Annotated in this window: 2 protein-coding genes; both read right to left on the minus strand. The window is 74.7% G+C overall.

Annotated features, from left to right (window positions below):
* Nucleotides 1-4,075: type I polyketide synthase (locus tag ACIQ6R_RS14470; RefSeq protein WP_404222160.1), on the minus strand; the 4,075-nt coding region annotated here is incomplete at its 3' end.
* Nucleotides 4,076-4,131: 56 nt separating this feature from the next.
* Nucleotides 4,132-20,988, minus strand: a complete 16,857-nt coding sequence (locus ACIQ6R_RS14475) for a type I polyketide synthase (protein WP_404221386.1) — start codon at nt 20,986-20,988, stop codon at nt 4,132-4,134.
* Between the last annotated feature and the right edge of the window lie 7 nt (nt 20,989-20,995).

The raw sequence follows: 20,995 nt of genomic DNA on the forward strand, positions 1-20,995 counted from the left end.
CCCCGGCCAGATCCGAACCGTCCACGGCACCCGACGTCACGAACACCAGCCGCGAAGCGGCGAACCGCTCCTCCACCAGCCACGAACGGATCAACTCCAGCGCCCGCACCGCGGCAGCGTGGACAGCATCGGCCACACCGATATCACCGGCAGATGCACCGGCACCGGCACCGACCAGCACCGTCCCCGGCACCTCACCGCTGCCGGCCAACTCTCCCAGGCTGTCGAAGGCTCGGTACTCCTCGCCCGGCAGATGCGCGACCTCGCCCAGCACGCCGACCGGGCCGATTCCGGACCCGTCCTCCACGGCCGGGGCGGTGACCCACTCCACGTGGAAGAGCGCGTCACGGCTCGAGGTACCGGCAGCGGCCGTCCCTGCGGTGACCGCGCGCAGCACCAGGTTCTCCACGCTGGCGACGGGGGCACCGGCGGAATCGACCACGGCGACAGCCGCGGATTCGTCGCCGGTGCGGGTCATGCGGACCCGCACCGCCTGGGCGCCGGAGGCGTGCAGGCACACTCCTTCCCAGGAGAACGGAACCACGCCCCTGGCGAGGCCGCCCAGGGCGGAGATGTGCAGGGAAGCATCGAGCAGCGCCGGGTGCAGCCCGTAACCGGCAGCCTCGCGCTCGGCGCCTTCGGGCAGCGCCACCTCGGCGAAGACTTCGTCGCCGCGTCGCCAGGCGGCGCGGAGTCCCTGGAAGAGCGGGCCGTAGCGGTAACCGCCCTCGGCCATGCGCTCGTAGAGCCCTGTGAGGTCAAGGGGTTCGGCGTCGGCCGGCGGCCAGACCGTCGTGTCGAAGTCGGCGGTGTGCTCCCCCGGCGCGAGGACGCCGGTGGCGTGCTCCGTCCAGGGCATGCCCTCGGCGCCCTCGGGGCGGGATCGGGCGGTGAGCGTACGACGGCCCGCGGCGTCGGCCGGGCCGACGTGAAGGTGGAGCTGCACTCCGCCCTGCTGGGGCACGACGAGGGGGGCGGCGAGGGTGAGTTCCTCGACGCGATCGCAGTCGACCTCGTCGCCGGCCCTGACCGCCAGTTCGACGAAGGCGGTGCCGGGCAGCAGGGCGTTGCCCATGACGACGTGTTCCGCGAGCCAGGGGTGGGTGCGCAGCGACAGCCGGGTGGTGAGCAGCAGGCCGCCGGAGTCCGAAAGTTCGACGGCGGCGCTGAGCAGGGGGTGGCCGGCGGACCGCAGACCCGCCGACTCGACGTCCTCGGCGACAGGAGGAGTGGGTACGGGCCAGTAGCGCTGGTGCTGGAAGGCGTAGGTCGGCAGGTCGACGGCACGGGCGCCGGTGCCGTCGAGGACGGCGGCCCAGTCGACGCCCAGACCGGTGACGTGGAGCCGGCCGAGGGCGGTCAGTGCGGTGCTCTCCTCGTCACGGTCCTTGCGCAGCAGCGGGACCAGGACCGCGTCCTCACCCGCACGCTCCCGCGCCATCCCGCAGAGCACACCGTCCGGACCCAGTTCCACGAACCGCGAGACACCCTGCTCCACCAGAGCCCGCACACCGTCGTCGAAGCGGACCGCCTCACGCACATGACGCACCCAGTAGTCCGGACCCGCCAGCTCACCGGCCTCCGCCACCCGACCGGTCACATTGGACACCACCGGCACCCGCGGCTCACCGAACGACAGCCCCGCAACCACCTCACGGAACGCACCGAGCATCGGCTCCATCAGCGGCGAATGGAACGCGTGCGAAACCCGCAGCCGGGACGTACGCCGTCGCAGTCCGCGGAAGATCTCCGCCACCGCCTCCACCGCGTCCTCCACGCCGGAGACCACCACGGAGGCCCGCCCGTTCACCGCAGCGATCGACACACCAGCGAAATCTTCCAGGTGCTCAAGTACCTCCGCCTCGGTGGCCTCCACCGCCACCATGGAGCCACCCGCGGGAAGCGCCTGCATCAGCCGGCCGCGCGCGGCGACCAGAGCACAGGCATCCTCCAGCGAGAACACCCCGGCCACATGCGCCGCCGCCACCTCACCGATCGAATGCCCCGCCACGAACTCCGGCCGCACACCCCACGACTCCACCAGCCGGAACAACGCCACCTCGACGGCGAACAACCCGGCCTGGGCGAACTCCGTCCCGTTCAGCGACTCGGCGTCTTCGCCCCACACCACCTCACGCAGCGGACACCCCAAGTGCCCGTCCAAAACCGCACACACGGCGTCGAACGCCTCCGCGAACACCGGGAAACGCGCATACAGCTCACGTCCCATACCCAGCCGCTGCGAACCCTGCCCCGAGAACAGGAAGGCGGTGAGACCGCCGCGGACGCTGTCCTCCAGGACGGCGGGGTGGGGGTTGGCGGAGACGAGGGCGGTGAGGGCCTCCTCTGTGGCCGTGGGGCCGGCGGCCAGGACGACCGCGCGGTGCGGGAGGGCGGCGCGACTGGTGGCCAGCGAGAGCGCGATGTCGGCGGGGCGCGCGTCGGGAGTGGCGCGGAGGTGCGCCAGGAGACGGGCTGCCTGGGCGCGCAGCGCTGTCTCCGAGCGGGCGGAGAGCACCCAGGGAGTGAGGGTGGGGTCCGTGCCGGTCGGTGTCCCTGCGGTGCGGGTGCCGGCGGTCGTGCTCTCCGTCCCGTCGACACCGTCGCTCTCGGCGGGCTCGGCGGACTCGGCGGGCCCGGCGGACTCGTGGTCGGCCTGTTCGAGAACGACGTGGGCGTTGGTTCCGCTGATGCCGAAGGCGGACACGCCGGCCCGGCGGGGGTGATCGGCCTCGGGCCAGTCGAGGGCCTCGGTGAGGAGTTCGACGGTGCCGGACGACCAGTCGACGTGCGTGGTGGGGGTGTCCACGTGGAGGGTGGCGGGCAGCAGGCCGTGCCGTATCGCCATGACCATCTTGATGACGCCCGCCACGCCGGCGGCGGCCTGGGCGTGTCCGATGTTGGACTTGATGCCGCCCAGGAGCAGCGGGCGCCCGTCGGGGCGGCTGCGCCCGTACGTGGCGAGGAGGGCCTGGGCCTCGATGGGGTCGCCCAGGGTGGTGCCGGTGCCGTGGGCCTCGACGGCGTCGACCTGGTCGGCGGTGAGGCGGGCGTCGGCGAGGGCCGCTTCGATGACGCGTCGCTGGGAGGGACCGTTGGGGGCCGTGAGGCGGCTGCTGGCGCCGTCCTGGTTGACGGCGGAGCCGCGGACCACGGCGAGCACCGGGTGGCCGTTGCGGCGGGCGTCGGAGAGGCGCTCGACGAGGAGGACGCCGACGCCCTCGCCCCAGGAGGTGCCGTCGGCGGCCTCGGCGAAGGGCTTGCAGCGGCCGTCGGCGGCGAGTCCGCGCTGACGGGAGAACTCGGTGAACAGTTCGGTGGTCGGCATCATGGCGACGCCGCCGGTGAGGGCCAGGGAGCATTCACCGGCGCGCAGGGCGCGGACCGCCAGGTGGAGGGCGACGAGGGAGGAGGAGCAGGCCGTGTCGACGGTGACGGCCGGGCCCTCCAGGCCGAGGGTGTAGGAGATGCGGCCGGACAGGACGCTCATGGCGCCGCCGGTGAGATTGTGGCCCTCGGTCTCCTCGGCGGAGCGGGCGAGCGAGCCGTAGTTGGTGTCGGCGCCGCCGACGAAGACGCCGGTGTCGGTGTTGCGGAGGGCGGTGGGGCTGATGCGGGCGCGCTCGACGGCCTCCCAGGCGGTCTCCAGCAGGAGCCGCTGCTGGGGGTCCATGGCGAGGGCCTCGCGGGGGGCGATCCCGAACAGCTCGGCGTCGAAGGCGGCGGCGTCCTCCAGGAAGCCGCCTTCGCGGACGTAGCTCTTGCCGGGGGTGCCCGGGTCGGGGTCGTAGAGGGAGTCCAGGTCCCAGCCGCGGTCTTCCGGCAGGGGGCCGACGGCGTCGGTGCCGTCGGCGACCAGGCGCCACAGGTCCTCCGGGGAGCGGACGCCGCCGGGGAAGCGGCAGGCCATGCCGATGACGGCGATGGGCTCGTTGTCCCGGGCCTCGACAGACTCCAGCCGTTGCCGGGTGCGGCGCAGGTCTGCGGTGACCTTCTTGAGGTAGTCGCGGAGCTTGTCTTCGGAGCTTGCCATGGGGTGGATCCTCTGGGTTCGAGAAGGACGCGGTGACCGGATCGGGGTGCGGGGGCGCGTCCGGCGGCGTGCTCGTGGCGCGCCGGCGGACGGGGCGGCTAGGCGAGCCCCAGTTCGTTGTCGATCAGGTCGAACATCTCGTCGTCCGTGGAGGTGTCGAGGTCGGAGTCGTCGTCGCGCTCGGCGCCGTCCGGGGTGGAGTCGAGCTTCCACTGGAGGGCCTTCAGGCGCTGGGCCAGGTGGGCGCGTTCCTGGTCGTCGAGTTCTGCGCCGCCGACGGCGGCTTCGAGGTCGGCCAGTTCGGCGAAGACGGGTTGTTGCGTCTCGCCGGTGTCGGTGCCCAGTTCGGTACGCAGGTGACGTACGAGGGCTGCCGGGTCCGGGTGGTCGAAGATCAGGGTGGTGGGCAGGGAGAGGCCGGTCTCGGCGTTGAGCCGGTTGCGGAGTTCGACCGCGGTCAGCGAGGACATGCCGAGGTCGAGGAAGCCGCGGCCCGCGTCGAGGGACTCGGCGGAGGTGTGGCCGAGGACGGCGGCGACGTGGCCGATGACGATGCGGTGCAGCAGTGCCTGCTGCTGGGGGCCGGGGAGTCCGGCCAGTCGTCGGCGGAGGTCCGCCGGTCCTTCGCCGTCGGAGGTTCCGGTGCCGGTGGGGGGCGTGGTGCCGGTGGTGGCGGTGCGCCGTGGGGCCGGGCGGGCGAGGACACGCAGCAGTGGGGGCACCTCGTCGCCGCGCAGGGCGCGGGCGTCGAGGCTGATCGGGACGAGCTGGGCGGTGTCGAGGCCGGTGGCCGCGGAGAGGAGGCCGAGGCCCTGCTCCGCGGTCAGGGGGCGGATGCCGGAGCGGGCCAGGCGGGCCAGGTCGGCGCCGTCGAGGGCTCCGGTGAGTTCGCTGCGGTCCGCCCAGAAGCCCCAGGCCAGGGAGTGCGCCGTGAGGCCGCGGGCGCGCCGGTACTGGGCGAGGGCGTCCAGGAAGGCGTTGGCGGCGGCGTAGTTGGCCTGGCCGGGGCCGCCGGCGACTCCGGCGTAGGAGGAGAACATGACGAACGCGGTGAGTTCGCTGTCGCGGGTGAGTTCGTGCAGGTGCCAGGCGGCGTCGGCCTTGGGTCGCAGGACCCGGTCGACGCGGTCGGGGGTGAGGCCGTCCAGGAGGCCGTCGTCGAGGACGCCGGCCGCGTGGACCACCGCGGTCAGGGGGTGTTCGGCGGGGATGCCGGCGAGGACGCGGGCCAGGTCGTCGCGGTCGGCGGCGTCGCAGGCGACGATCTCGGTCTCGGCGCCGAGGGCGGCGAGTTCCTCGCGCAGGGCGTTCGCGCCCGGGGCGTCGGGCCCGCGCCGGCCGGTGAGCAGCAGGTGCCGTACGCCGTGGCGGGTGACCAGGTGGCGGGCGACGTGGGCGCCCAGGACGCCGGTGCCGCCGGTGATCAGGACGGTGCCGGCGCTGGTGCCGTCGCCCCACGCGCCGGTGGTGGCGGGCCGGAGGGCGCCGTCGGGGTGGACTGCGCGCACCAGGCGGGGCACGGTGACGGTGCCCGCCCGGACGGCGAACTGGGTCTCGCCGGTGCGGGCCGCCGCGGTCACGGCGCTGATCAGGGCGTCGGCCGAGGCGTCCGGGGCCTGGGGTTCCGTGTCGGTGTCAGTGGGTGAGTCGGGTCCGCCCGGGGTGGACTCGTCGCGCGCCGCCGGGTCGAGGTCGGCGAGCAGGAAACGGCCGGGGTGTTCGGTCTGCGCGGAGCGCAGCAGGCCCCAGACGGTGGCGTCGGCGAGGCCGGGGACGGTGTCGTCCGGTCCGGTGGCGACGGCTCCTTCGGTGACCACGAGCAGCCGGGTGCCGGCGTGGCGGGGGTCGCGCAGCCATTCGGTGGCCAGGGTGAGGGCCTGTCGCGCGGAGTCGTGCGCGCCGGCCGCGGCGTCGTCGCCCGCCGTGGGGCCGTGTACGGCCACGACCACGGCGGGGGGTTCGGCCGAGCCGTTGTCGAGGGCCGCGGTGAGGGCGGCGAGGTCGGTGTGGACCTGGACGGTGGCGCCGGACCGCTCGAGGGCGGCGGTCAGCCGTCCCGGGGTACCGAGGACCGCCCAGGGGCCGTCGTGGTCCGGGGTGGCGCTCCGGGGGCCGTCGGTCAGCGGGGTCCAGGCGACACGGTGCAGGGCGTCGGGGCCGGGGGGCGCCGGGAGCCGCTCCGGGCCGGCCCGCCGGGTGGTGACGGTGCCGGTCAGGACGGGGGCGCCGGTGGTGTCGTGGGCGTCGACCGTCCAGGTGTCCTCGCCGACGGGCGTCAGGGCGATCCGGAGCCGCGCGGCGCCGGTCGCGTGCACGGTGACGTTCCGCCAGGCGGCGGGGAGCACCGGGGCGGTGGCGTCGTCGGGGGTCGCAGTCAGGGTGACGGCGGTCTGCAGGAGCGCCGGGTGGAGGCGGAAGCGGGTGGCGTCCGCGTGGGCGCTCTCGGCCAGTTCGACGTCGGCGAGGAGTGTGTCGCCGGAGCGTCGCAGGGATCGTACGGTGCGGAAAGGGGCGTCCAGGTCGAGGCCGCTGCGGTGGACGAGGTCATGGGCCTGGTCGATGTCGACGGTGACGGCCGCGTCGGTGGACGGCCGGGGGCCGGGTTTCGCCGGGGCGGGGTCGGTGTGCGGGGTGAGGCTGAGGACTCCGGTCGCGTTGCGGGTCCAGGGGGTATGGCCGGCCGTGTCGTCGTCGGGGCCGAGGAGGCGTGAGTGGACGGTGAAGGTGCGGCCGCCGGCGCCTTCGGGGCAGGTTTCCGTGCCTTCGGGGCGGATGTCCGTACCTTCAGAGCCGGTGCCCGTGTCCTCGGGACCGGTGCCAGGGCCTTCAGGGCCGGTGCCCGTGCCCTCAGAGCCGGTACCCCTGCCCTCAGAGCCGGTGCCAGGGTCTTCGTGCGCGGACACGGTGAGCTGGATCTCGACGCGGCCCTCGTCGGGGACGGTGACCGGGGTGTGCTCGTCGAGTTCCACTACGTGGGGCAGGCCGGTCTCGTCACCGGCGCGCACCGCCCAGTCGAGGAGGGCGGTGGCGGGGACGACGGTGGTGCCGTGCGTGCGGTGGGCGTCCAGCCAGGGCTGAGTGGTGAGGGAGAGGGAGCCGCTGAGGAGCGCTCCGCCGTCGGCGAGCCGTACGACGGTGTCGAGGCCCGCCGGGTCGGCCTGTTCGCCGCCCGCCTCCAGCCAGTACCGCTCGCGCTGGAAGGCGTAGGTCGGCAGATCGGTGGGGTGGCCGTGGGCGACGGCGGGCCGCCAGTCGACGGGCACGCCCGCCACGTGGGCGGCGGCGAGGGCGGTCAGGAAGCGGGGGACGCCACCGTCGTCGCGGCGCAGGGAGCCCAGGGCGACGGCGTCGGCCCCGGCGGAGGCCACGGTGTCCTCGATGCCGACAGTGAGCACGGGGTGGGGGCTGCACTCCACGAACACGTCGTGGCCCTGGTCGACGAGGGCCCGCAGCGAGTCCTCCAGACGCACGGTGCTCCGCAGGTTGCGGTGCCAGTACGCCGCGTCGAGCCCGGTTCCCGGGTGCCAGTCGGCGGTGACGGTGGAGAAGAACGGGATGTCACCCTCGCGGGGTTCGACATCGGCGAGGGCGGCGGGCAGGCTCTCGGCGAGCCGGTCGACGTGCGCCGAATGGGAGGCGTAGTCGACGGGGACGCGGCGGGCGCGCATGCGCTGCTCCCGGCACCGGGCGAGGAGGGTGTCGAGTCCTTCGGGGTCTCCGGAGACGACCACGGAGGCGGGGCCGTTGACGGCGGCGACGGAGACGCCGGGCAGGTCGGCGACGAGGGCGTTCGCCTGTTCGTGGGAGACGGCGACGGCCACCATGCCGCCGTGCCCGGACAGTTCGTGGGCGATGGCGAGGCTGCGGACGGCGACGACCGCGGCGGCGTCGGCGAGGGACAGGGCGCCGCTGACGGCGGCCGCGGCGATCTCGCCCTGGGAGTGGCCGAGGACGGCGGCGGGTTCGAGGCCGTGGGCGCGCCACAGCTCGGCGAGGGAGACCATCACGGCCCACAGAGCGGGCTGGGCGACGTCGACCCGGTCGAGGGTGGGGGCGCCGTCGGCCTGGCGCAGTACCTCGGTGAGCGACCAGTCGACGTGCGGGGCGAGGGCGGCCTCGCAGGCCGCCATGGACCGGGCGAAGGCCGGTGAGGCGTCGAGGAGTTCGGCGCCCATGCCCTCCCACTGGGTGCCCTGGCCGGGGAAGACCAGGACGGTCCTGCGGTCGCGGCCGGCGCCCCGGCCGCCGCTGACGACGGAGGCGGCGGGGCTGCCCTCGGCGAGGGAGGCGAGTCCGGCGCGGAAGTCGCCCGGGGTAGTGCCGATGACGACCGCCCGCTTCTCCAGGAGGGCCCGGCGGGTCACCAGGGAGTGGGCGATGTCGGCCGGGGCGGTTCCGGGGTGTGCGTCCAGGTGGGCGAGGAGGGCCTTGGCCTGGCCGCGCAGGGCGGCCTCGCTGCGGGCGGACAGCGTCCAGGGCAGGGGCGCCGTCCCGCAGGTCGTACCGGCGTCCGCGGTGGCGTCGGCCTGCGCGGGTCCTGCCGTCGGGGCGGCCCACACGGGGACGGACGTGCCGTCGGTTCCGAGGGCGTCGGAGGCGTCCGGAACGTCGGCCGGGGCGTCGGCCGGGGCCTCCTCCAGGATGAGGTGGGCGTTGGTGCCGCTGATGCCGAAGGAGGAGACGGCGGCACGGCGCGGCCGGGGCACGGCGGGCGCGGGCCACTCGGTGGCCTCGGTCAGCAGCCGGACGCCGTCGCCCTGCCAGTCCACGTGCTCGGTGGGCGCGTCGATGTGGAGGCTCTTGGGGAGCGTGCCGTGCCGCAGCGCCAGCACCGTCTTGATGACGCCCGCCACACCGGCGGCGGCCTGGGTGTGGCCCAGGTTGGACTTGACGGAGCCGAGCAGCAGGGGGTGGGCGCCGTCCCGGTCGCGGCCGTAGGTGGCGAGCAGCGCCTGGGCCTCGATGGGGTCGCCGAGCCGGGTGCCGGTGCCGTGCGCCTCGACGGCGTCGACGTCGGCGGCGCGGACGCCCGCGTCGGCGAGCGCCTGGCGGATGACGCGCTGCTGGGCGGGGCCGTTGGGGGCGCTGAGGCCGTTGCTCGCGCCGTCCTGGTTGACGGCGGAGCCGCGGACGAGGGCCAGGACCTGGTGACCGTTGCGGCGGGCGTCGGAGAGCCGTTCGACGAGCACCAGGCCGACGCCCTCGGAGAAGCCGGTGCCGTCGGCGGCGGCGGCGAACGGCTTGCAGCGGCCGTCGGCGGCCAGGCCGCGCTGGCGGGAGAAGTCCACGATGATCTCGGGCGAGCACATCACGGTGACGCCGCCGGCCAGTGCCATGGTGCACTCGCCGCCGCGCAGCGCCTGGAGCGCCATGTGCAGGGCGACCAGGGAGGACGAGCAGGCGGTGTCGACGGTGACGGCGGGACCTTCCAGGCCGAGCGTGTAGGCGACCCGGCCGGAGACGATGCTGTTGGCGTTGCCGTTGTTGACGTATCCGGCGATCTCGTCGGGGACATGGGTGACACGCTTGAGGTAGTCGCTGGAGGACAGGCCGGCGAAGACGCCGGTGCGGCTGCCGCGTACGGAACGGGGGTCGATCCCGGCCCGTTCGAAGACCTCCCAGGAGGTCTCCAGGAGGAGGCGCTGCTGCGGGTCCATGGCCAGGGCCTCGCGCGGGGAGATGCCGAAGAAGTCGGCGTCGAAGTCGGCGGCGTCGTGCAGGAAGCCGCCCTCGCGGGTGCGGGAGCCGCCCTCATGTTCGGGTACGGCGTCGTAGAGGCCGTCGAGGTCCCAGCCCCGGTCGGCGGGGAAGGGCGCAATGGCGTCGGTGCCGTCGGTGAGCAGCCGCCAGAGGTCCTCGGGCGACCGGACGTCGCCGGGCAGCCGGCAGGCCATGCCGACGATGGCGAAGACGTCGTCGTCGCCGTGCGTGGCGGAGGCCGGGGCGGGGGCGGCGGGCAGCGTGGCGGGGGACGTGCCGGAGAGTTCGCCGTCCAGGAAGGCGGCGAGTGCGGTGACGGTCGGGTGGTCGAAGACGAGGGTGGCGGGCAGCCGCAGTCCGGTGGCGCCGTTGAGCCGGTTGCGGAGCTCGACGGCGGTCAGCGAGTCGAAGCCGAGGTCGCGGAAGGCGCGGCCCGCGTGCAGCTGGGCGGGGTCGGCGTGGCCGAGGACGGCCGCCGCACAGGTGCCGACCAGGTCGCGCAGGGTGGCGAGCCGGTCCTCGGCGGACAGGCCCGCCAGACGTGTCCGCATTCCGTCGGTGCCGGTAGGGGCGCCCGCTTCGGCGGTGCGCCGGGCGGGGGTCCGGTACAGGGAGCGCAGCAGGTGCGGCACGTCACCGCCACAGGCGCGCAGCTGTCCGGTGTCGAGGCGTACGGGCACGAGGTGGGGGCGCTGCTCGGCGAGGGCGGCGTCGAAGAGGGCGGTGCCGTCGGCGGCGGACAGCGGCAGGACGCCGGAGCGGCGCACCCGGGCGAGGTCGGTGTCGTCGAGGTGGCCGGTCAGGGAGCTGGCGTCGGCCCACAGGCCCCAGGACAGCGAGGTGGTGGGCAGGCCCTCGGCGCGGCGCCGGTGGGCGAGGGCGTCGAGGTAGGTGTTGGCGGCGGCGTAGTTGGCCTGTCCGGCGTTGCCGAAGACGCCGGCGCCCGCGGAGAACAGCACGAGATCCGCGAGGTCGAGGCCGCGGGTGAGGCGGTCCAGGTGGCGGGCGGCGTCGGCCTTCGGCGCCAGGACGGTGCGCAGCCGGTCGGGGGTGAGGTGTTCCAGGACGCCGTCGTCGAGGACGCCTGCCGCGTGCACGACCGCGGTGAGCGGGTGTTCGGCGGGTACGGCGGCGATGACCCGGGCGAGCGCGTCGGCGTCGGCGGCGTCGCAGGTGGCGAGGGTGACGTGGGCGCCCAGTTCCTCCAGTTCGGTCCGGAGTTCGGCGGCGCCCGGGGTGTCGGGGCCGCGGCGCCCGGTCAGGAGCAGGTGCCGCATGCCGTGCCGGGTGACGAGGTGGCGGGCGAGGATGCCGCCGAGGACGCCTGCGCCGCCGGTGATCAGGACGGTGCCCTCGGGGTTCCAGGCGCGCGGCAGGGTGAGGACGATCTTGCCGTAGTGCTTGGCCTGCGCCATGTGGCGGAAGGCCTCGCGGGAGTGGCGCACGTCCCAGGTGACGGTGGGCAGCGGGCGCAGGGCGCCGGAGGCGAACAGTCCGGTCAGGTCGCGGAACATCTCCCGGATACGGTCCTCGCCCGCCTCGCGCAGTTCGTACGCCTGGTAGAGGGCGACGTCCGGGTGGTCGCGGACGACCTGCTCGGGGTCGCGGACGTCGGTCTTGCCCATCTCGACCAGGCGCCCGCCGGGAGCGAGGAGCCGCAGCGAGGCGTCGACGAAGTCGCCCGCCAGGGAGTTGAGGACGACGTCGATGCCGCGCCCGTCGCCGGCGGCCCGGAATCGGGCCTCGAAGCCGAGGTTCCGCGAGGAGGCGAGGCGGGTGTCGTCCCAGCCGTCGGCGCGCAGCAGGGCGCGCTTGTGCTCGCCGGCCGTGCCGTACACCTCGGCGCCCCAGTGGCGGGCGAGCTGGACGGCGGCCATGCCGACGCCGCCGGCCGCGGCGTGCACCAGTACGGACTCCCCCGCCTCCAGGCGGGCGAGGTCGCGCAGCCCGTAGTAGGCGGTGAGGAAGGCGACGGGCACGGAGGCCGCCTGCGCCCAGGTCCAGCCGTCGGGTACGGGGGCGACCATGCGGGCGTCGGCCACGGCGTGGGTGGCGAAGCCGCCCGTGACCAGGCCCATGACGCGGTCGCCGGGGGCGAAGTCGGTGACGCCGTCGCCGACGGCGGTGACCACACCGGCGGCCTCGGCGCCCAGGAGTACGGCCGGGCCGGGGTACATGTCCAGGGTGTTGAGCACGTCGCGGAAGTTGAGTCCGGCGGCGCGTACCTCGATCAGCAGGTGTCCGGCGGCGGGGGCCTCGGTGACCTCGGGGCAGGCGACGAGGTCCAGTTTGTCGACGGAGCCCTTCCGCGGGATGTCCAGCCGCCAGGCGCCGGCACCGGGCGGCACGGTGAGCGCGTCGCCGGTGCGGGGCCGGGTCAGGCGGGGGGCGTAGAGCTCGCCCTGACGGATCGCCAGCTGCGGTTCACCGGTGGCGAGCGCGGCGGGCAGGGCCCGCCAGGAGTCGTCGTGGACGTCGAGGTCGACGAGGACGAGGCGGCCGGGGTGCTGGGTCTGGGCGGAGCGCACCAGGCCCCACACGGCGGCGCCGGGCAGGTCGTGGGCGGGGTCGCCGGGTCCGGTGGCGGCGGCGCCGCGTGTGAGGACGACCAGCGGGGTGCCGTCGGTGCGGTCGTCGGCGAGCCAGTCCTGGACGGTGGCGAGCGTTTCGTCGAGGACGGCGTCGGGGACGTCCGGGTCGTCCGCTGCCACCCGCTCACGGACGAACAGCAGGACGGCGCCGGGCGGTCGCCCGGTGGCGGCGTGGTGTTCGGTCAGCTCGGCGAGGGTGCCGAAGGCGGGCAGCGGGGTTCCGCTGCCGTCGGGCGCGTCGGCCAGGGTACCGAGGACGGCGAGGCCGGGTATGGCGGGTACGGCGGCGGGCGGGGTGACAGGGGTCCAGTCGAGCCGGAACAGCCAGTCGCGGGCGGCGCGCGCGGACGGGGCGAGGGTCTCGGCGGCGACCTCGCGGACGGCCAGCGACTCGATGACGGCGACCGGTGCGCCCGTCGGGTCGGTCATGTGGACGGTGATCGTGTCCGGTCCTGCCGGGGAGACCCGCACGCGCAGCGCGGTGGCGCCGGTCGCGTGCAGCGACACCCCGGACCAGGCGAACGGCACGACGGTGCGCTCGCCGTCGGTCGTGAGGTTGGCCGCGTGCAGGGCGGCGTCGAGAAGGGCGGGGTGGATGCCGAAGCGCGCGGCGTCGCCGCGGACCTGCTCGGGCAGGACGACCTCGGCGAACACGTCGTCGCCGCGGCTCCAGGCGGCACGCACTCCCTGGAAGACGGGGCCGAACTCGTAACCGCGGCCCGCGAGGAGGTCGTAGAAGCCCTCGGCGGCGACGGTCGCGGCCCCCCGGGGCGGCCAGACGGTGAAGTCCTCGGGCCGTTCGACGCCCGGTACGCCGGGCTCGGTGAGGGTTCCCTGGGCGCGGAGCGTCCACAGCTCCTCCGTTCCGCCGTCGGGTCCGGTGGTGCGGGTGTGGACGCTGACGGGGCGGCGCCCGGAAGGGTCGGGCTCGCCGACCGCGATCTGCACCTGGACCTCTCCGCGTTCCCGCAGGACGACGGGTGCCTGCAAGGTGAGTTCGTCGACCTGGCCGCAGCCCAGTGCGTCACCGGCGCGGATCACGGACTCCACGAGCGCGGTGCCGGGCACGATCACGGTGCCGGACACGGCGTGGTCGGAGAGCCAGGGGTGGGTGCGCAGCGACCAGCGGGCGGTGGCCACGAGGCCGCCCCCGCCCGCCAGTTCGACGGAGGCGCCGAGCAGCGGGTGGTCGGGTGAGTCGAGGCCGGCGGAGGTCACGTCACCGCCGAGGTCGGCGAAGCGCGGCCAGTAGTGCTGCCGTTGGAAGGGGTAGGTGGGGAGGTCGACGCGGTGCGGCCGGGTGCCTTCGTAGTACGTGTCCCAGTCGACGTCGGCGCCCAGCGCCCACGCCTGGCCCAGGGAGAGGGTGAACCGCTCCAGACCGCCCTCGTCACGGCGGAGCGTGCCGACCACGCCGGCGCTCGCGCCCGCGTCCTCGATGGTCTCCTGCACCCCGGTCGCGACGACCGGGTGCGCGCTCACCTCGACGAAGACGTGGAACCCGTCGGCCAGCAGCGCACGCGTCGCCGCCTCGAACTCCACCGTCCCGCGCAGATTGCGGTACCAGTAGCCGCCGTCCAGCTCGGCGGTGTCGAGCACCGACCCGGAGACGGTGGAGTAGAACGGCACCCCGCAGGACCGTCCGACGACGGGGGCCAGCAGTTCCGCGAGCTCCTCCTCGATCCGCTCGACGTGTGCCGAGTGCGAGGCGTAGTCCACGGCCACCCTGCGCGCCCGGACGCCGGTCCGCTCGCACCGGTCCAGGAACTCGTCCAGAGCGTCGGCGTCACCGGAGACGATGACCGACGACGGCCCGTTGACGGCGGCGACGCCGATGCGTCCGTCGAAGCCGGTCAGCAGCTCGCGCACCTCCCGCACGCCCCGCGCGACCGACACCATGCCGCCCAGTCCGGACAGTGCGCGCAGCGCACGCGACCGCAGCGCCACCACCCGCGCGCCGTCCTGCAAGGACAGCCCGCCGGCCACCACCGCGGCGGCGATCTCACCCTGCGAGTGCCCCAGCACCGCGGCGGGCTCCACGCCCCGGGACCGCCACACCTCGGCGAGGGACACCATCACCGCCCACAGCGCGGGCTGGACGACGTCCACGCGCTCCAGCGAGGCCGCACCCTCCGCGCCCCTCAGGACATCCGGCAGCGACCAGTCCACGAACGGCTCCAGCGCCGCCGCGCACTCAGCGACGCGCGACGCGAACACCGGTGAGGACGCCAGGAGTTCGGTCGCCATGCCGGTCCACTGCGAACCCTGGCCCGGGAAGACGAACACCACACCGCCCGAGCCCTCCCCCGCGACGCCCTCCACGACGCCGGCGGCGGCTTCGCCCGCGGCCAGCGCGTCGAGGCCCGCGAGCAGTGTCTCCGTGTCCCGGCCGACGACCACGGCACGGTGGTCCATGGCCACGCGGGTGGTCACCAGCGAGTGCGCCACGTCCAGTACCGGCGCGTCCGACGAGCGCACGACGGCGGCCAGTCGCGCTGCCTGCTCGCCCACGGCCCCGCGGGACCTGGCCGACAGCATCCACGGCCACCAGCCGTCCTCGGCGACCGGCGACGCCTCCTCGGCCGGCTTCGGATCGGGTGCCGGAGCCTCCTCCAGGATGAGGTGGCCGTTGGTGCCGCTGATGCCGAAGGAGGAGACGCCGGCTCGACGGGGACGGTCGGTCTCCGGCCAGGGCACGGCCTCGGTGACGAGGCGGACGGCGCCGCTCGACCAGTCGACGACGGGGGTCGGGTTGGTGATGTGCAGGCTCTTGGGCAGGGTGCCGTGCCGCATCGCCAGGATCATCTTCATCATGCCGGCGACGCCGGCGGCGGCCTGGGTGTGACCGATGTTCGACTTCAACGAGCCGAGGAGCAGGGGCCGCTGGGGGTCGCGGTCCTGGCCGTAGGTGGCGAGGATGGCCTGCGCTTCGATCGGGTCGCCGAGCGGGGTGCCGGTGCCGTGCGCCTCGACGGCGTCGACCTCACCGGGCGTGAGGCCCGCGTTGGCGAGGGCCTGGCGGATGACGCGCTGCTGGGAGGGGCCGTTGGGGGCGGTCAGGCCGTTGGAGGCACCGTCCTGGTTGAGGGCCGAGCCGCGGACCACCGCGAGCACGGGGTGGCCGTTGCGGCGTGCGTCGGAGAGCCGTTCGAGGAGCACCAGGCCGACGCCCTCGGCGAAGCCCATGCCGTCGGCGCCCTCGGCGAAGGCCTTGCAGCGGCCGTCGGCGGCCAGGCCGCGCTGCCGGGAGAACTCCACGTACGGCTCGGGCGTGGACATGACGGTGACGCCGCCGGCCAGTGCCATGGTGCACTCGCCGGTGCGCAGTGACTGGAGCGCCAGGTGCAGGGCCACCATCGAGGAGGAGCAGCCGGTGTCCATGGTGACGGCGGGGCCCTCGAAGCCGTACGTGTAGGAGAGACGGCCCGAGGCGATGCTGGAGGCGTTGCCGGTCATCAGGTGGCCGGCCAGCTGCTCCTGGGCGGCGGCACCGCCGAGCCGGACCTGGTAGTCGGTGGTGATGCTGCCGACGAAGACGCCGGTGGCGCTGTTGCGCAGGGTCCGCGGGTCGATGCCGGCGCGCTCGAAGGTCTCCCAGGAGGTCTCCAGGAGCAGCCGCTGCTGCGGGTCCATCGCCAATGCCTCGCGCGGCGAGATCCCGAAGAACGCCGGGTCGAATCCGGCGACGTCCCGGATGAAGCCGCCCTCGCGGCTGTACGTGGTGCCCTGCCGGTCGGGGTCCGGGTCGTAGAGGGAGTCCAGGTCCCAGCCGCGGTCCTCGGGCGGGGTGGACACGACGTCCAGCTCGGCCGCCATCAGGTCCCACAGTTCCTCGGGTGTGGTGACGCCGCCGGGGAAGCGGCAGGCCATCGCGACGACGGCCATCGGCTCGTCGGTGACGCCCGCGGACACCACCACGGGCGTGGCGGTGGTGCGGTCCTCGCCGAGGAGCAGGGTGCGCAGGTGCGCGACGACCGCCGCGGTGTTCGGGTAGTCGAAGAGGAGGGTGGTGGGGAGCTTGACGTCGGTGGCGGTGGTGATCCGGTTGCGGACCTCCACGGCGGTCAGCGAGTCGAAGCCGAGGTCCTTGAAGGCGCGATCGACGTCGACCGCTTCCGGTGAGGAGTACCGCAGGGCGGTGGCGACCTCGGCCCGGACCAGGTCGGTGAGCAGACGGTCCTGCTCGGCGGGCGCGAGGGCGCGCAGCCGGTCGCGCAGGGCGTGGGTGTCGGGCGCCGCGGCGGCGGCCGCCTCCAGGGCGCGGCGGACCTGCGGCAGGTCCCCGACGAGTGGGCTGGGCCGGGCCGCCGTCATCACGGAGGCGTACGAGCACCAGTCCACGTCGACGACGGTGGTGTGGGAGGCGCCCTCGGCGACGGCGGCGCGCAACGCGGCGACGGCGGTCTCGGGGGCCATGGGGGCGAGGCCATCGTGGCTCATCCGGTCGGCGAGCACGTCCGCGGTGGCCATGCCGGCGTCCGCCCACGGGCCCCAGGCCACGGAGGTGACGGGCAGGCCCTCGGCGCGCCGCTGTTCGGCGACGGCGTCCAGGTAGGCGTTGGCGGCGGCGTAGTTGGCCTGTCCGGCGTTGCCGAGGACGCCGACGATGGACGAGAACAGCACGAACAGGGTGACCGGGTGGTCGCGGGTCAGTTCGTGCAGGTGCGCGGTGCCGACCGTCTTCGGGCGGAGGACCGCCTCGAAACGGTCCAGGGTGAGGGAGGCGAGGACGCCGTCGTCGAGGACGCCGGCGGCGTGCACGACACCGGTGAGGGGCAGCTCGGCGGGGAGGCCGGCCAGGAGGCGGGCGAGCTGGTCGCGGTCGGCCACGTCGCAGTCGGCGACGGTGACCCGTGCTCCGAGGCCGGTCAGTTCCGCCACCAGTTCGGACACGCCGGGCGCGTCGGGACCGCGGCGGCTGGTGAGGAGGAGGTGGCGTGCGCCGTGGGCGGCCAGCGAGCGGGCGACATGGGCGCCGAGCGCGCCGGTGCCGCCGGTGATCAGGACGGTGTGGTGGTCGCCCCAGCCGCCGATCCCGTCGTCGTCGGTGGTCGCGGTCACGGCCGGCGCGTCCTCGGTGGCCGCCGTCGGTTCCGGGAGGGGCATGCGGGCCAGGCGGCGGGCGTACGCACCGGAAGTCCGTACGGCGATCTGGTCCTCGTCGCCTCCGAGGAGAGCGGCGAGCCGTGCGAGGCACCGGGCGTCGGGCTCCGCGGGGACGTCGGCGAGGCCACCCCAGGCGTCGGGCAGTTCCAGGGCGACGGCACGCCCGAATCCCCAGGTCTCGGCCTGGACCGGCGAGGTCAGCGGGTCGTGGCCGCCGACCGAGACGGCACCGCGGGTCAGGGCCCACACCCGGGCCCCGGTCCCGGACAGGGCGTGCACCAGGTCCTTGGCGGCGGCGAGGCCGCGCGGTACGGCGGGGTGGTCGGGGTGGGGGCGTTCGTCGAGGGCGAGCAGCGAGAGCACTCCGGTGGGCGCGTCGCCGCCGGTGTCGGGGTCGTCGTCCGTGCCCGTGGTGAGGAGGGCGGTGAGGGCGGCGGTGTCCTCGTCGCCGGTGAGGTCGTGGCGTTCGATGCGCAGGCCGCGGGCGGTGAGGGCTCCGAGCACGTCGGCCACCCAGGGGTCGTCGGCGTGCCCGGAGGGGACGAGCACCGGCCAGCGGCCGCCGGGCACGGTGCCGTCCGCGCCGGTCAGCGCGGTCCAGGTGACGCGGTAGCGCCAGTCGTCCAGGGTCGAACGCAGGGTACGGCGGCGGCGCCAGGACGCCAGCGCGGGCAGCAGGGTACCGAAGGCCTCGACGTCGTCCCCGGTGACTTCCAGGACGGAGGAGAGCCGGGTCACGTCGCCGCTCTCGACGGCCGACCAGAACGCGCCGTCCGCGGTGTCACCACCGGACGCGGCGGCGGCCGACTCCGCGGGTGTCAGCCAGTACCACTCGCGCCGGAAGGGGTAGGTGGGGAGGTCCACGCGGTGCGGCCGGGTGCCTTCGTAGTACGCGTCCCAGTCGACGTCGGCGCCCAGCGCCCACGCCTCACCCAGCGACAGCGTGAACCGCTCCAGCCCGCCCTCGTCACGGCGCAGCGTGCCCACCACACCGGCCCGCACATCCGCGTCCTCGAAGGTCTCCCGCACCCCGGCCGCCACCACCGGATGCGCACTCACCTCCACGAACACCCGGAAACCGTCCGCCAGCAGCGCACGCGTCGCCGCCTCGAACTCCACCGTCCCCCGAAGATTCCGGTACCAGTACGAACCGTCCAACCCGGCGGTGTCGATCGCCTCACCCGTCACCGTGGAGTAGAACGGCACCTCGCACGGCCGGGCCGTCACCGGAGCCAGCAGCTCGGCCAACTCCCCCTCGATACGCTCCACATGCACCGAGTGCGACGCGTAGTCCACCGCCACCCGACGCGCCCGCACCCCCGCCCCGTCACACTCGGCCACGAACGCGTCCAGCGCATCCGCGTCACCGGACACCACCACCGACGACGGGCCGTTGACCGCCGCCACACCGATACGGTCCTGCCAGCCCGCCAGCAGCCCGCGCACCTCATCCACGCCACGCGCCACCGACACCATGCCGCCCAGACCCGACAGCGCCCGCAACGCCCGCGAACGCAGCGCCACCACCCGCGCACCGTCCTCCAGCGACAGACCGCCCGCCACCACCGCGGCCGCGATCTCCCCCTGCGAATGCCCCACCACCGCGGCCGGCCGAACACCCCGCGAACGCCACACCTCAGCGAGGGACACCATCACCGCCCACAACGCGGGCTGCACCACATCCACCCGCTCCAGCGGCGCCGCACCCTCCACGCCACGCAGCACATCCGGCAACGACCAGTCCACGAACGGCGCCAGCGCCCCCGCGCACTCGGCGATACGGGACGCGAACACCGGCGAGGTCTCCAGCAACTCCACCGCCATCCCGGCCCACTGGGAACCCTGGCCCGGGAAGACGAACACCACGTCCCCCGAGCCCTCACCCGCAGCGCCCTCCACGACTCGGGCGCAGGGCTCTCCCACCGCCAGCGCGTCGAGGCCGGCAAGCAGATCCTCCACGTCGCGGCCGACGACCACCGCCCGCTGGTCCATCGCCACCCGCGTCACCGCGAGCGAATGCGCCACATCCAGCACGGAGGCATCCGACGCGCGCACCATCGCCGCCAGCCGCGCCGCCTGCTCCCCCACCGCCGCACCCGACTTGCCCGACACCACCCACGGGCACCACTCATCCTCGGCCGGTCCGGACTCAGAGATCTCGGGTGCGTCCTCGGCCGGTGCCTGCTCGAGCACGAGGTGGGCGTTGGTGCCGCTGACGCCGAAGGAGGACACGGCGGCGCGGCGCGGACGGCCGGTCTCCGGCCAGGCGGTGTGCTCGGTGAGCAGCTCGACTGCGCCGTCCTCCCAGTCCGCGTTCGGGGTGGGCGCGTCGATGTGGAGGCTCTTGGGCAGGACACCGTGGCGCATGGCCTGCACCATCTTGATCACGCCGGCGACGCCGGACGCGGCCTGGGTGTGACCGGTGTTGGACTTCAGCGAGCCGAGCAGCAGCGGTCGTCCGTCGCCGCGGTCCCGCCCGTAGGTGGCGAGGAGGGCCTGCGCCTCGATGGGGTCCCCGAGGGTGGTGCCGGTGCCGTGTGCCTCGACGGCGTCGACCTCGGCGGAGGTGAGGCCGGAGTCGATGAGGGCCTGCCGGATCAGCCGTTGCTGGGAGGGGCCGTTGGGGGCGGTCAGGCCGTTGGAGGCGCCGTCCTGGTTGATGGCGGAGCCGCGGATCACGGCGAGGACGGGGTGGCCGTTGCGGCGGGCATCGGACAGGCGCTCCAGCAGGATCAGACCGGCGCCCTCGGACCAGGCGGTTCCGTCGGCGGCGGCGGCGAAGGCCTTGCAGCGGCCGTCGGCGGCGAGGCCGCGCTGCCGGGCGAACTCGGTGAACATCTTCGGCGTCGACATGACCGTGGCGCCGCCGGCCAGGGCCAGGGAGCACTCCCCCTGGCGCAGGGAGCGCACGGCCAGGTGCAGCGCCACCAGCGAGGAGGAGCAGGCGGTGTCGACCGTGACGGCGGGACCCTCGAAGCCGTACGTGTAGGACAGGCGGCCGGAGGCGACGGCGACCGTGTTGCCGGTGAGGAGGTGGCCGGCGACCTCCTCCTGGCGCCCTCGTGCGGCACCGTCGTAGTCGCCGTGCCCGGTGCCGACGAAGACGCCGGTGGGGCTGCCGGCCAGTGCGTCGGGCGTGATCCCGGCGCGCTCCAGGGTCTCCCAGGAGGTTTCCAGGAGCAGCCGCTGCTGCGGGTCCATGGCGAGGGCCTCACGCGGGGAGATCCCGAAGAACGCCGGGTCGAACTCACCGGCGTCGTGCAGGAAGCCGCCTTCGCGCGCGTAGGTGGTGCCGTGGTGGGCGGGATCGGGGTGGAACAGCCGGTCGAGGTCCCAGCCGCGGTTGGTGGGGAAGGCGGAGACGGCGTCCACTCCGCCCCTGGCCAGCTCCCACAGGTCTTCGGGTGAGCGCACGCCGCCGGGGTAGCGGCAGGCCATGGCGACGACGGCGATGGGCTCGCGGTCCCGGTTCTCGGCCTCGTCGAGTTGCTGACGGGCCTCCTGAAGGTCGGCCACGGCCCGCCTGAGGTACGCGCGGAGCTTGTCCTCGTTCGACATCAGGTGC

Source organism: Streptomyces sp. NPDC096048 (genome assembly GCF_044763415.1).
Taxonomy (GTDB): Bacteria; Actinomycetota; Actinomycetes; order Streptomycetales; family Streptomycetaceae; genus Streptomyces.